This window comes from Methylobacterium sp. WL7, from assembly GCF_008040085.1.
Taxonomy (GTDB): domain Bacteria; phylum Pseudomonadota; class Alphaproteobacteria; order Rhizobiales; family Beijerinckiaceae; genus Methylobacterium; species Methylobacterium mesophilicum.
The window spans coordinates 1-12861 of the sequence record NZ_VRVG01000149.1; the positions used below are offsets into that span (position 1 = coordinate 1).

The following is a 12861-nucleotide window of genomic DNA, read 5'->3' on the forward strand; positions in this document are numbered from 1 at the left end:
AGGAACACCAGGGCCAGCGGCGCCGTCGCAGCCTCGCCTATCTCCAGGCGGCGCCGCTGGCCCTGGTGTTCCTGGTCTTCCTGGTGGTGCCGCTGCTGCTCACCGCCGTCGTCTCGTTCTGGGAGTACAACGAGTACGCGATCACCCCGGCGCTGACCCTGCAGAACTACGCCGACCTGTTCGACGGCTGCCTGTCGGCCGACCTCTGCACCACCGTCCGCACCTATCTCTCGACGCTGAAATTCGTCGCCCTGACCCTGGCGATCACCCTGCCGCTGGGCTTCTCCATCGCCTACTTCCTGGCGTTCCACGTCCGCTCGGACACGGTGCGGATGGGCCTGTTCCTGCTCTGCACGATCCCGTTCTGGACCTCGAACGTGATCCGCATGATCTCGTGGATCCCGCTGCTCGGCCGCAACGGCCTGGTCAACGACACGCTGCGCAGCCTCGGGCTGATCAAGGCGCCGATCGAGGGCCTGCTCTATTCCGACTTCGCGGTGGTGCTGGCCTTCGTGCACCTCGACACGGTGTTCATGATCGTGCCGATCTTCAACAGCCTGGCGCGGATCGACCGGTCGCTGATCGAGGCGGCGCGGGATTGCGGCGCGTCCGGGTTCCAGACCCTGTGGAACGTGGTGCTGCCGCTGACCAAGCCCGGCATCGCCATCGGGTCGATCTTCGTGGTCACGCTGGTGATGGGCGACTTCGTCACGGTCGGCATGATGGGCGGCCAGCAGATCGCCAGCGTGGGCAAGGTGATCCAGGTGCAGATGGCCTACCTGCAATTCCCGGCCGCCGCCGCCAACGCGGTGGTGCTGCTCGCCGCCGTGCTTCTGATGATCCTCGGGCTCACCCGGATGATCGACCTGCGCAGGGAACTCTGAAGATGGACCGGCCGCGCGGCTTCGCCTTCTACGGGCTCGCCGGGATTTTCTGCCTCTACGTCCTGTTCCTGTACGGGCCGACGCTGACGATCCTCGCCTTGAGCTTCCAGGGCCCGTCCGGCGGCCTGACCTTCCCGATGAACGGGGTCTCGACCCACTGGTTCGCCAAGCTGTGGGAGGGGGTGGGGGTCGTCGACATCTGGGCGGCGCCGGGCTGGTCTTCGCCCTGGCGGTGTCGAGCCTGATCGTGCCCTCGATCGTGGTCTCCCTCGGGATCGGGCTGGAGTTCCGGCTGCTGGACGACGCGGTCAAGGCGCTGGCGGACGCCACCGGCTGGGGAGTCCTGCAGGACCACGGCACGTTCATGGGCCTCTTCACGTCGGCTTTGGGCGCGCACCTGACCTGGACGCTGCCCTTCGGGCTGCTGATCATGTTCGCGGTGTTCAACCGGTTCAGCCCCGCCTACGAGGAGGCCGCCCGCGACCTCGGCGCCACCGGGGCGCAGACCCTGCGGCACGTGGTGGTGCCGATCCTGGCCCCGGCCCTGGTCGGCGTCGCCCTGTTCGGCTTCACCCTGTCCTTCGACGAACTCGCGCGCACCAGCCAGGCGATCGGCGGCCGCAACACCCTGCCGTTGGAGCTTCAGGGCCTGACCACCACGGTGACGACCCCGGAGATCTACGCGCTCGGCACCACCACGACGGCGTTCTCCGCCCTGGTGATCGGCACCGCGCTCGGTTTGACCGTGTGGCTGCAGCGGCGCCGGGCCCGGCGGGCGCTCGCAGGGCTGCGGCCGTAAGGGGGGCGGTTGGACGGGCGGTCTGTTGCCGGTTGAAGCGCGGCCCTTTCCCGGACGCCTGGCCCGGACGCCTGGAACGTTAGTGGACGGCGATCCGGGACCCAGCACGCCATGTGCCGCGCAGCGGCACCATCGAGAAGCAGCGTTGCCGCGAAGGGACGCTTCGCGTCGTCCTGTCCTGGGTCCCGGGTCGCATTCCGCTGACGCTGCATGCGCCCGGGAAAAGGAGCGGTGCGCGCATGGCGACGCTCTGCAAGTCAGTTTTCATGGAGCCAGCATCTGCGACCATCACGCGTCAAGCTTGGCAGCTTTCATCCGCTCGGCGTGGTGGGCGCGCAACGCGGCGAAGACTTCAACGGCAGGAATCGCCGGCCGGGGATCGTCCAGCGCCTCCTGCACCGTCAGCCGGAGGAGGACATCGAGCACCGCGCGCTCCCAGATCGTAGCGTGCCCCTGGGTCGCTTCGCTGCGCTCGCGATGACGGCGCGGAATGCGTACCGACCGATCCAACCGGATCACCGGTGAGACCGCCAATCGGCCTCGGGCATGCCGACCCGCGATGCTGCCAAGGTGCGAGCGACAGCGCACCGAACATTGCCAATCCGCCCCCACCCGTGTATGCGCACCGCGCGCCCTCCGACACCCTTGGAGGCAGGGGCGCACCGGGAAGGTCACAGCCGTCCGCGTCGGGCGGCTTTTTCCGTTTTCCGGGTCCAGCCAGCATTTGAAGGATCACGCCATGAGCGCAGTCAAGACGCTTGAGGCCGTGGCACGCGACCGGGTCGGCAAGGGGGCCGCCCGGGCCGTTCGTCGCCAGGGTCAAGTTCCCGCCGTCGTGTACGGAGGCGGCCAGCCGCCGCAATCCATCGCCATCGACCTCGTCCGCGCCCGCACCCTGATCTACGCCGGCGGGTTCAAGACCACGCTGTTCGAGATCAAGGCCGGCGGCAAGACCGTCCGGGCGATCCCGCGCGACTTCCAGCTCGACCCGGTCTCCGGCGTCCCGCTGCACGTCGACTTCCTGCGCGTCGTCTCCGGTCAGACCGTGACCGTCGAGGTGCCGGTGCACTTCATCAACGAGGACGCGGCCCCCGGCATCAAGAAGCTCGGCGGCACCCTCAACATCGTCGCCCACACCCTGACCCTCGAGGTCGCCCCGGACCAGATCCCGGACGCGATCGAGGTCGACCTGACCGGTCGCGAGATCGGCGACGTGATCCACGTCTCCGACGTCAAGATCCCGGCCGGCACCCACACGGGCGAGCCCACCGATCCGGTGGCCAACATCGTGCCGCCGACCGTGCTGGGCGCCGAGGTCGAGGCCGAGGAGGCCGCGATCGCCGAGGCGCAGTCCGCCGAGGCCGCCGAGGAGAAGGCTGCTGAGGAGAAGGCCGAGGAAGAGGCCGAGGACGCCGAGAAGAAGGACGGCGAGGAGGCCTGAGCCCCGTCGCAATCCCTGTCGCGTCGAGAGCCCCGGTCCCCGCCGGGGCTCTCTTCGTTTCCGGGGGCTCATCGCCAAGTCCATGGGTTTCCAAAGGGCTCAGCCCTTTGGCGGGGTATCGGGGCAGAGCCCCGATGGACCAGGGCTCTGCCCTGGACCCGCAAAAGGTCTCGGACCTTTTGAAACCGGGACTGTCCTACGGATACAGCCGCGACCGGCTCCAGCCGTCGCCGTCCCGGGTGAACCGGACCCGGTCGTGCAGGCGGTAATCGCCGTTCTGCCAGAACTCGAGCGACACCGGGGCGATGCGGAAGCCGGTCCAGTGCTCCGGCCGGGGGATCGGGCCGTCCTCGTAGCGGGCGGCGAGGTCCTGCACCTCGGCCATCAGCGTGGCGCGATCGACGAGGGGGCGCGATTGCCGGCTGGCGATGGCGCCGAGCCGGCTCTCCCGGCGGCGGCTCTCGAAATAGGCGTCGGCCTCCGCCGGCGTCACCGGCGAGACCGGCCCCCGGGCGCGGACCTGCCGGCGCAGGCTCTTCCAGTGCAGCACCAGGGCGGCCTGCGGGTTCTGAGCCAGCTCCTCGCCCTTGGCGGATTGGAGGTTGGTGTAGAACACGAAGCCGTGCGCATCGAAGCCCTTCAGCAGCACCATGCGCACGTCGGGCAGCCCGTCCGACCCCGCGGTGGCCAGCGCCATGGCGTTCGGGTCCTCCGGCTCGGCGGCCTGGGCCTCGCGCATCCAGGCGTCGAACAGCGCGACGGGGTCGTCGCTGAGGGTAAAGTCCGAGGTCGGGGCAACCGCGCCGGCGCTCGGGTCATCGGTCCTTAACTGATCCACGGCAAGACTCCTGCCTGCCGCGTCCAGGGCCTGAGGGGGCCACCGACATCGGCATGTTCGGTCGAGCGGATAGCCCGTCGTGAGTCAGGTGTAATGCGGCGATGCGCGTGTAAAGAGCCAAGCCGACGGTTGCGCGCCCCTGTGGCGATGACGGCCGTGTCGCTGGCGATGCTCCTGTGCAGCTGCAGCCAGCCGCTGCTGGTGTTCCGCGGCGAGCCCGCTGCGGCGAACCCGCCCGTGGCCGAGGAGCCCGTGGTCACCGGCAGCATCGAGAAACGGCCCGCGAGCTTCGGCAGCGACCTCGGCGAGGAGGATTGGCGGCGCGCCCGCGCGGCGCTGTCGGTCGCCCTCGATCCGCAGGGCAACGGCCGGCCGGTGAAGTGGGACAACCCGGAGACCGGGCTCCACGGCGCGGTCAACCCGACCGGCCTGCCTTACGTGGCCGACGACCTGATCTGCCGCAACTTCCTGGCCTCGGTGATCGGCCCGGGCCGCAGCCGCTTCGTGCGCGGCACCGGTTGCAAGCCGTCCGGCGGCCATTGGACGCTCAAGCGGGTCCGGTCCGCCGGGTCGGAGCGATCCTGACGCGCGCGCGTCGCTCCTGACGTCAGACGGGAGCGGGACCGTGCAACCGGCAGCGGAAGCGTCGATCCCGCATGTCCCGCGCGGGTTTTGACGATCCCGCATCGCGTTCGGAGCGTCCGTACCGCTGTGAGCGACGCTTTTGGCGAGCGGGCGCCAATACGCATCCCCTCGCTCGGTGCGCGGGGAGAAGGGAACCCGCGCTTCGTTCTGGGTCTGCGAAGCCCCTTTCCTGCACGGGCGCAGGACTACCGCACCGGAGAATGGGCCCGTCGCGACCTGGGGAGGCGCTACGGACCCGTACGATCGCCGGAAACGGCTCGCGACCCGTGGGCCGAACCCGTCCTCAGTACGGGTAGCCGTAATACGGCCGCATGCGCAGGCGCGGCTGGGCGGCCGGCGGGGTGGCGGCGCGGGCGGCGGCCTCCGGATCGTAGGCGCGGATATACGGGTCGAGAGCCGGATCGCGGTAATTGCCGTTGTTGACCCCGGCGGAGCGGTCGTTGCCGCTCAAGGCCGCGTAGGGCGAGAGACCGCTGCCGCTGTCGCCGCCACCGCCGCCACCGCCGCCCCAGGCGAAGGCCGCGCTCGGGAGGCCGATGAGCAGAGCCGCCGCCAGCGGCATCGTCAGCGTCTTGCGCGTCATGTCGTGTCTCCGCATCACATATACTGCCGAACCGTTCAGCCGATCCGCGAGTTCCCGAACGGCCCCGGGGATCACCGCGCGGCATGGTATCACGGCTGCGTAACGGTGGGTTATCGCGATGCGGTCGAGGCAGGCTCCCCCGTTCATCAACAGACTCCGCCGCGGATTAACCGCCTGGCGCGGTGAACCGGCGGCCAGACTTGTTTGATCGTGCTACAGAGCGATAGCATTCGTGCGTGCGACATCCGTATCGGCGGCTGTCTTCGCGCTCGTTCAGGATCTGGATTCGCGGTGAGCGTCGCTACGGGATTCGACACGCCGCGTGGGTGCGTCTGATGGAGCGGGCGATCGGAGGCGCCGACGGGCCGGCCGCCGGGGTCGGCCGCGGGCCGGTCTGGCCGGAGCCCCGGGCGGTCGCCCCGCGCCCGGTCATGCTGCGGATCGCCGTGCGGCTCGACCGCCGGACCCTGCGCGGCTGGCACATCCGCCTCCTCGACCAGCTCGGACAGGGTCTTGGCCGGCGCGTCCGGGTCGCCTGGGTCGCGGGCGAGCACGGGCTGCCGCCCAATGCCGAGTTGCTGTTCCGCCTGGAGGCGGCGATCCACGGCCTGCCCCGGCCGGGCCTGGCCACGCCGGCCGAGCCGGTGGCGCTGGCCGCCTACGGGGCGGACGCCCCGGCGGAGGACGCCGACCTCGTCCTCGACCTGTCGGGCGGGCCGGACGATCCCGCCGTCACCGGCCCCCCGGTCTGGCGGCTCGATTTCGACGGGATGCCGGGCGAGGCCGGGCTGCTCGCCGCCCTGTTCGCCGGCCGCGCGCCGGTGGCGGCCCTGCGCGGTCCGGACGGTGCCCCGGTGGCGGTCGGGCGCCTCGGCGCGGAATCCCACACGGTGATGCTGGCCGCGTTCGAGGATTACCTCGCCCGGACCATCACGCTGATCGCCGCCGCCCTGGACGGCGCCGCCTCGACGCACCTGCCGGACGGGTCCGGGGCGGCGCTGCAACCGGCGTCGCGCTTCGACCTCGGCGGCCTCGGCGTCAGCCGGCGCGCCGCCAGCGGCCTGGCCCGGCAGGTCGCCCGCCGGCTCTACGCGCTCTGCTTCCACCGCCCGCAATGGCGGGTCGGCTGGCGCCGCGTCGTCGGGCCGGACCTGATCGACCTGCGCCGCCACCCCGAGGGCGGCTGGACCGACCTGCCCGACGACGGGCGGCGCTTCTACGCAGACCCGTTCGCGATCGCGCATGGCGGGTCGGTCACCCTGTTCGTCGAGGAATTCGACTACCGCCGCGGCAAGGGCGTGATCTCGGCCCTGGGCTTCGACGCGTCCGGGCCGCGCGGCCGCCCGGAGCCGGTGCTGGAACTCGACACCCACCTGTCCTACCCGTTCGTGTTCGAGGCGGACGGGGCGGTCTGGATGATCCCGGAATCCCACGCCTCGGGCACGATCGACCTCTATCGGGCGACCGCCTTCCCGGGGGGCTGGGTGCACGAGGCGGTGCTGGTCGACCACGTGGTGGCGGGCGACGCCACGCTGCTGCACCACGACGGGCGCTGGTGGATGTTCGCCACGGTCCGGGCGGGCGGGGGCAGCTATTCCGACACCCTCCACCTCTGGCAGGCACCGCATTTCCGCGGCCCCTGGACGCCGCATCCGCGCAACCCCGTGCTGATCGATGTCGGCTCGGCCCGGGCGGCGGGGCCGATCGTGGCCCGCGACGGCGCCCTGATCCGGCCGGTGCAGGATTGCCGCCAGGGCTACGGCGCGGCCCTCGGCCTCGCCCGGATCCTGCGCCTCGACGGGGACGGCTACGAGCAGCGGGTGGAGACGCGCCTCGGCCCCGGGGCGGCCTGGCCCGGCTCTCGCCTGCACATGCTGAGCGCGGCCGGCGGCTTCGAGTTCATCGACGGCTCCCGCCGAGCCCGGGCGCGGCTGCTGGGGTGACCCGAGCCGAGCGGCGGCCTGTTGAAGAGATGCCTTCAGGCCATCCCTGCGTCACGAAGCCCGACGGTCGGCCCCATCCTCCGGTTCGAAGCTGAGCGAGAGCCGGACTTCCTTCACGGCCGGCCACAGCGTCATGTCCTCCTGCCTGATCAAGCCCGCATCGATCAGGGCCCGGACATCGTCGTGGACCCGGCGATAATCGCGATCCAAAGTCTTCGCCAGCGCCCGGATCGACCGCGCACTGCCGGACTTGAACAACGCTTCGAGCAGAGCCACGCGCTGGTCCGAGATGACGCTCTTGAAGGTCTTCAGGTCCTTGAAGATCAGGACAGGCTCCGCCGGTGTCAGATCACCCGCTTCCACCTGCTTCCAGCGCTCGATGAAGCGGCGGCCCATATCCTCGGCCGAGCCGCCGATGCCGATTTTGACATGATCCGTCACAATGCGCCTCCGCGTAAGAGCGAGACTTCGGCCAGGAAATCGGCGACGAGCCGTTCGACGGATACGAACGTGTAAGCCGTCTCGGTGTTGAAGCGATGGACGTGATCGCCCTTTCCGGCCTCGTTGTCGTAGGCAACGATCCGGAACCCGGGCCGTCCATAGAACAGCGAATATTTGAAGCCGTGCGTTGAGCCCCGTACCGGTTGCGGCACCTGCCATATGCGCAGCTGGAGGATCGCGCCGTCGGGATAGACGAGCTTCTCGTCGAAATAGGAGATCGCGCCCGCCACAGCTCGATGGCCCACGTATCATATGGCCCATTCGACATATGGCATCAATGCCACAGGCTCAAGCGAGTCGGAGCCTGCTGCTCGGCAAGCGGCGCGACCGGCCGGGTGCAGCTACTCAACGCTGTGCGCGCCCTCGACTGACGAAGGTCGGAAATCTTGGCTGTTCGCGATCAAGCCGCTCAGGATAGGCGGGACGACACGTCCATGCGCTGATGCAGGATGCGGATGACATCGATCCCGGCATCCGTCTGCCGGTAGAAAATGACCTGCGATCCGACCGCGTATTTGAGATAGCCGGCGCCGATCTCGACGGCGCGGCCGACCTTCGCGCCGGTAGCGAGCTCGCCGGCCGCGTCCACGATCGCCTGATGGTAGCGATCGGCCTGGTCCGGTGACCACCGGCCGAACGTGTAGCGCCAGATTTCTTCCAAGTCGGCGCGGGCTTGGGGGGTGAACCGGGCGCGGGGGCTAGCGCCCATACTTGGCCCGCATCTCCTGAAGGAAAGCGGGGCTGTCCAGCTCCGCCGCGGGACCGGACTCTTCCCCGGCGATAAGGGCTGCTTGAAGTGCGGCGACCTTCACCTCGTGCTCTTCGAGCAGGCGCAGGCCCGCGCGGACGACCTCACTGGCCGATCCGTAGCGCCCGTCGGTGACCTGACGATCGATGAACCCGACGAAATGGTCCCCGAGCGAGATGGATGTGTTCTTTGCCATGGCAGCCTCCTGATACCAGAAGATACCATATTTTGGTACACGGCGCGCAGGGGGCCGAACGACCCCCTACAAGCCCGCATCCCCGTCGGCCCGAAAACCCGCTTGTGCCGATTGGCACCCCCGCGCATCTCGCATCGCGGCGCCGCGCGCGCTAAGCCGGGCCTGCGCCCACGAACCCGAAGCCATCCGCCGAGAAGACCTGCATGGCGAGTCCCGTCGAACATGCGAGCTTCCTGCCGCCGGTCCTGACCTTCCTGGCGGCCGCGGTGATCGGCGTGCCGGTGTTCCGGCTGATCGGCCAGAGCGCGGTGCTCGGCTACCTGGTGGCCGGGGTGCTGATCGGCCCGTCCGGCCTGTCGCTGATCGCCGAGCCCGACACCGCGGCCAGCGTCGCCGAGATCGGCGTGGTGCTGCTGCTGTTCATCGTCGGGCTGGAGCTGCACCTGTCGCAGCTGGTCTCGATGCGGCGCGACATCTTCGGCCTCGGCGCGGCGCAGCTCGTGGCCTGCGCGCTGGTGCTCGGCGGCGTCGGGCTGGCCGCCGGGCTCAGCCTCGGGGCGGCCTCGGTGATCGGCATCGCGCTGGCCCTGTCGGCCACCGCGGTGGCGCTGCAGCTCCTGGAGGAGCGGGGCGACCTCGGCAGCGCCTATGGCGGGCGCGCCTTCGCGGTGCTGCTGTTCCAGGACCTCTCGGTGGTCGGCATCCTGGCGCTGATGCCGCTCTTGGCCACGGCGGGCGGCGGGGCCGGCGGCCCCTGGCTCGGGGCGGCGGCGATCTCCACCGGCAAGGCGGTGGCGGCGATCCTGGCGGTGGTGCTGGTCGGCCGCTACGGCCTCAACCCGTTCTTCCGGCTGCTGGCGGCCAGCGGCGCCCGCGAGGTGCTGACCGCGGCGGCGCTACTGGTGGTGCTCGGCACCGCGCTGCTGATGGAGCAGGTCGGCCTGTCGATGGCGATGGGCGCGTTCCTGGCCGGCATCCTGCTCGCCGAATCGAACTTCCGCCACCAGCTCGAGGCCGAGATCGAGCCGTTCCGCGGCATGCTGCTCGGCCTGTTCTTCATGAGCGTCGGCATGTCGATCGACGGCAGCCTGGTGCGGGAGGTCTGGCCGGCCCTGTTCGGGGCGACGCTGGGGGCGATCCTGGTCAAGGTCGCGCTGGTCGCCGGCCTGTTCCGGCTGTTCGGCTCCGACACGCTCGGGGCGCTGCGCGGCGCGGCCGTGCTGGCGCCGGCGGGCGAGTTCGCGTTCGTATTGCTGCCGCAGGCGGAGGATCTCGGGCTCACCGGCCCGACGGCGACGCGGTTCGCGGTGGCGCTGGCCGCGCTCACCATGCTGATCGGGCCGATCGCCGCCAAGGGCCTCGACAAGCTGATCGAGCGCCGCACCGCCCGCGGGCAGCCCGACGTGTCGGAGCCCTCCGCGGAGCTGGCCGAGAGCGGCGAGGCCCGGGTGCTGGTGATCGGCTTCGGCCGGTTCGGGCAGGTGCTGACCCAGGTGCTGCTCGCCGAGGGCATCCCGGTCACCGTGATCGACAAGGACGTGGAGCAGCTGCGCGCGGCCTCGCGCTTCGGCTTCCGGATCTATTACGGCGACGGCACGCGGCTCGACGTGCTGCGCGCCGCCGGGATCGGCCGGGTCGAACTGGTCTGCATCTGCGTCGACGACCGCGCCGGGGCGCTCAAGATCGTCGACATCGTGCACGAGGAATTCGCCAGCGTGCGCACCTTCGTGCGCGCCTACGACCGCCTGCACGCCGTCGAGCTGATGAATCGGGACGTCGACTTCCAGATCCGCGAGACCGCGGAATCCGCCCTCGCGTTCGGGCGGGCGGCGCTGGAGGGGCTCGGCCTGTCCCCGGAGGTGGCCGCGGCCCGGGCCGAGGACGTGCGCAAGCGCGACATCGCCCGCCTGGTGCTGCAGCAGGCGGGCGCCCTGCCGGACGGCGCCGGCTGGATGCGCGGCGCCGCCGCGGGGCTGAAGCCCGAGCCGCTGACCGAGCCGGTCCGCCCGGCGCGCGCCTTGAGCACCGAGACCCGCGACCTGATCGGCAACGACCGGCGCGAGGCGGCCGAGCGGGTCCTCGACAAGCCCGCCCTCGCCCCGCAGGAGCCCGACGCCCCCGGAGCCGACGGCGAGGGTGAGGCCGAGCCGGAATCCGAGCTGGAATCCGAAGGCAGCGCCCGGGATGCATGAGCGTCCCGATGCCTGACGGCCTGCCCCCGGCCCCGGCGGGCCGGTTCGTCAGCGGCTCGATCCTCCGGCACGTGGTCGTGATGGCCGCCACCGGCTCCGTGGGGCTGATGGCGATCTTCGTGGTCGACCTGCTGTCGCTGTTCTACGTCTCGAAGCTCGGCGACCCGAACCTCACCGCGGCGATCGGCTTCGCGGCGATCGTGCAGTTCTTCGCCACCGCGGTGAATATCGGCCTGATGATCGCCGCCGGCGCGCTGGTCGGCAAGGCGGTGGGCGCGGGCGACCGGGCGGCGGCACGGCGCCTGTCGAGCTCGGCGCTGGGGTTGGGGAGCCTGGCCGCGGCCGTCATCGCGGCGCTGATCTTCGCCCTGTCGGACCCGCTGCTGAGCCTGATCGGCGCGCGCGGCGAGGCGCTGCGGGTGGCGGGGCTGTTCCTGGCCATCACGCTCCCGTCGAACCTGCTGCTCGCCGCCGGCATGCTGTTCACTGGCCTGCTCCGGGCGGTCGGCGCGGCCCGGCAGGCCATGCTGGTGACGCTCGCGGGCGCCATCGTCACCGCGGCGCTCGATCCGCTGCTGATCTTCGGCGCCGGCCTCGGCGTCGAGGGCGCGGCGATCACGGTCTGCGTGGCGCGGGCGACCTTCGTGGCGGTGGGCCTGCGCGGGGTCATGCAGCACCATCTGCTCGGCCTGCCGCGGGTGGCCGACATGGTCGCGGACGCGCCCGTGCTGGCGGCGGTCGCCGGGCCGGCGGTGCTGACCAACCTCGCGCCCTCGGTGGCGAGCGCCTTCCTGGCCCGACTCTTTGCCGGCTACGGGGCCGACGCGGTGGCGGCCGCCGCGGTGATCGACCGCCTGACACCGGTGGCCTTCGGGGGCCTGTTCGCCCTGTCGGGGGCGATCGGGCCGATCCTGGCGCAGAACTGGGGCGCGGGCCGGTTCGACCGGATGCGCGGGGTGCTGCGCGAGGCGGTCCGGGTGACGCTGGCCTACGTGGCCGTGGTCTGGCTGCTGCTGGCGCTCGCCCGCGAGCCCCTGGCGTCCCTGTTCGGGCTGCAGGGCGTGGCGCGCGACCTGTTCGGCTTCTTCTGCCTCGCCGGCGGGGCGATCTGGTTCTTCAACGGGCTGCTGTTCCTCGGCAACGCCGCGTTCAACAACCTCGGCTTCCCGGTCCGCTCGACCCTGCTGAACTGGGGCCGGGCGACGCTGGGCACCGTGCCGCCCGCGATGCTCGGCGCCGCGCTCTACGGCCCGCGCGGGGTGGTCGCCGGGATGGGCCTCGGCTCGCTGGTCTTCGGCATCCTCGGGATCCTGCTCGCCCGCCGCACCGTCGACCGGCTGGAGGCGCGGGGCGGGCGCGTGCCGCAGCCGGAGGCGGCGCAGGGCACCCCGCCGCTGCCGGCCGGCCACCCGCATCCCGGGCCGGTGAGCTGAGTCCGGGGCGCCCGGTCCGGCACGCAAGACCGCCCGCTCGTGCGGGCCGGGACGGTCCAAGCACAAGTTCCTCTCGCGGGAACTGGTATTTCGCCGCACAACCGGTCACCATGCCCTGTCCCGGCCTGTTCGACCGGGACAGGGACGAGGCGTCATGTTCAACCCGCTCGAGATGTTCCAGGCCCAGGGCGAGGCCGGGATCCAGGCGATGGCCCAGCAATTCGGCCTGAGCCCCGAGCAGACCGCCCGCGCCTTCGAGGCCTTGATGCCGGCCCTGACCCTCGGGCTCCAGCGCGGCGCCGGCCTCGACCCGAGCAGCTTCGCCCGGATGTTCGGGATGCCCGAGGCCGCCCGCGCCGCCGCGCCCCAGGGCCTCGAAGCCCTCACCCAGATGTTCGGCTCGGCCCCGCTGATGCAGGCGGTGCTGCGCCAGGCCTCCGCCACCAGCGGCGTCGGCGCCCAGGTGCTGCGCCAGATGCTGCCGATGATGGCCGGCGCCGTGGTGACGAGCATCGTCCACGTCATGCTCAACCCGCCGCAGGCCGAGCCCGCGCAGGCCCGGCCGGCCGCGCCCCCGCCCCCCGTGCCGTTCCCGTTCGGCCCGGCCCGGGGCGAGATGGCCAAGGCGTTCATGCCGGGCGCCACCGCGGCCCCGGCC

General features: G+C 71.3%; 14 protein-coding genes and 1 pseudogene. 8 read left to right on the forward strand and 7 right to left on the reverse strand.

The features are described from left to right. Nucleotides 1–884 (forward strand): ABC transporter permease (locus FV233_RS25290; RefSeq protein ID WP_147899149.1); only part of this gene is annotated, 884 nt, incomplete at its 5' end. Nucleotides 885–886: 2 nt separating this feature from the next. Then, a pseudogene (locus FV233_RS25295) lies at nt 887–1683 on the forward strand (ABC transporter permease). 288 nt (nt 1684–1971) lie between these two features. Here FV233_RS25295 and FV233_RS30625 read toward each other — a convergent pair. Beyond that, nucleotides 1972–2217 (reverse strand): hypothetical protein, encoded by a 246-nt coding sequence (locus FV233_RS30625; RefSeq protein WP_187278225.1) that lies wholly within the window; start codon nt 2215–2217, stop codon nt 1972–1974. A 205-nt stretch (nt 2218–2422) separates the two neighbouring features. Between FV233_RS30625 and FV233_RS25305 the strand changes: the two genes are divergently transcribed. Next, nucleotides 2423–3124 (forward strand): 50S ribosomal protein L25/general stress protein Ctc, encoded by a 702-nt coding sequence (locus tag FV233_RS25305; protein WP_147856255.1) that lies wholly within the window; start codon nt 2423–2425, stop codon nt 3122–3124. A gap of 196 nt (nt 3125–3320) precedes the next feature. On the opposite strand, the gene pdxH is transcribed toward FV233_RS25305, so the two are convergent. Next, entirely contained in the window at nt 3321–3962 is a 642-nt protein-coding gene (gene pdxH, locus FV233_RS25310; RefSeq protein ID WP_147899150.1) for a pyridoxamine 5'-phosphate oxidase, read from the reverse strand. A gap of 93 nt (nt 3963–4055) precedes the next feature. Here pdxH and FV233_RS25315 point away from each other — a divergent pair, with 93 nt between their 5' ends. Beyond that, nucleotides 4056–4547 carry an RT0821/Lpp0805 family surface protein gene (locus tag FV233_RS25315; protein ID WP_246690079.1) on the forward strand — a complete coding sequence of 164 codons (492 nt, stop codon included), beginning with the start codon at nt 4056–4058 and terminating at the stop codon, nt 4545–4547. Nucleotides 4548–4890: 343 nt separating this feature from the next. Here the strand turns inward: FV233_RS25315 and FV233_RS25320 are convergent, their stop codons facing one another. Then, nucleotides 4891–5190: a hypothetical protein gene (locus FV233_RS25320; RefSeq protein ID WP_147899151.1), complete on the reverse strand. Its 300-nt coding sequence runs from the start codon at nt 5188–5190 to the stop codon at nt 4891–4893. Nucleotides 5191–5525: 335 nt separating this feature from the next. Between FV233_RS25320 and FV233_RS25325 the strand changes: the two genes are divergently transcribed. Beyond that, nucleotides 5526–7133, forward strand: coding sequence for a formyl transferase (locus FV233_RS25325; RefSeq protein ID WP_147899152.1), 1608 nt, complete (start codon nt 5526–5528; stop codon nt 7131–7133). 51 nt (nt 7134–7184) lie between these two features. Here the strand turns inward: FV233_RS25325 and FV233_RS25330 are convergent, their stop codons facing one another. From FV233_RS25330 to FV233_RS25345, 4 genes are all read right to left on the reverse strand, one after another. After that, nucleotides 7185–7529, reverse strand: a complete 345-nt coding sequence (locus FV233_RS25330; RefSeq protein ID WP_147899153.1) for a hypothetical protein — start codon at nt 7527–7529, stop codon at nt 7185–7187. A 41-nt stretch (nt 7530–7570) separates the two neighbouring features. Next, on the reverse strand, nt 7571–7864 hold the full coding sequence (locus tag FV233_RS25335; protein ID WP_238261391.1) for a DUF6516 family protein: 294 nt from the start codon (nt 7862–7864) through the stop codon (nt 7571–7573). A 179-nt stretch (nt 7865–8043) separates the two neighbouring features. Further along, complete coding sequence (locus FV233_RS25340; RefSeq protein WP_147899154.1) at nt 8044–8343, reverse strand: type II toxin-antitoxin system RelE/ParE family toxin; 300 nt, start codon at nt 8341–8343, stop codon at nt 8044–8046. Beyond that, nucleotides 8333–8578, reverse strand: a complete 246-nt coding sequence (locus tag FV233_RS25345) for a type II toxin-antitoxin system ParD family antitoxin (RefSeq protein WP_147899155.1) — start codon at nt 8576–8578, stop codon at nt 8333–8335. Before FV233_RS25345 ends, FV233_RS25340 begins: the two co-directional genes overlap by 11 nt. 203 nt (nt 8579–8781) lie before the next feature. On the opposite strand from FV233_RS25345, the gene FV233_RS25350 reads away from it, so the two are divergent. The 3 genes from FV233_RS25350 to FV233_RS25360 all read left to right on the forward strand — a co-directional run. Continuing rightward, nucleotides 8782–10770, forward strand: a complete 1989-nt coding sequence (locus FV233_RS25350) for a monovalent cation:proton antiporter-2 (CPA2) family protein (RefSeq protein WP_147899156.1) — start codon at nt 8782–8784, stop codon at nt 10768–10770. Nucleotides 10771–10778: 8 nt separating this feature from the next. After that, on the forward strand, nt 10779–12203 hold the full coding sequence (locus tag FV233_RS25355) for an MATE family efflux transporter (protein WP_147899157.1): 1425 nt from the start codon (nt 10779–10781) through the stop codon (nt 12201–12203). 154 nt (nt 12204–12357) lie between these two features. Then, a partial coding sequence (locus FV233_RS25360) for a DUF937 domain-containing protein (protein WP_147899158.1) occupies nt 12358–12861 on the forward strand: 504 nt, incomplete at its 3' end.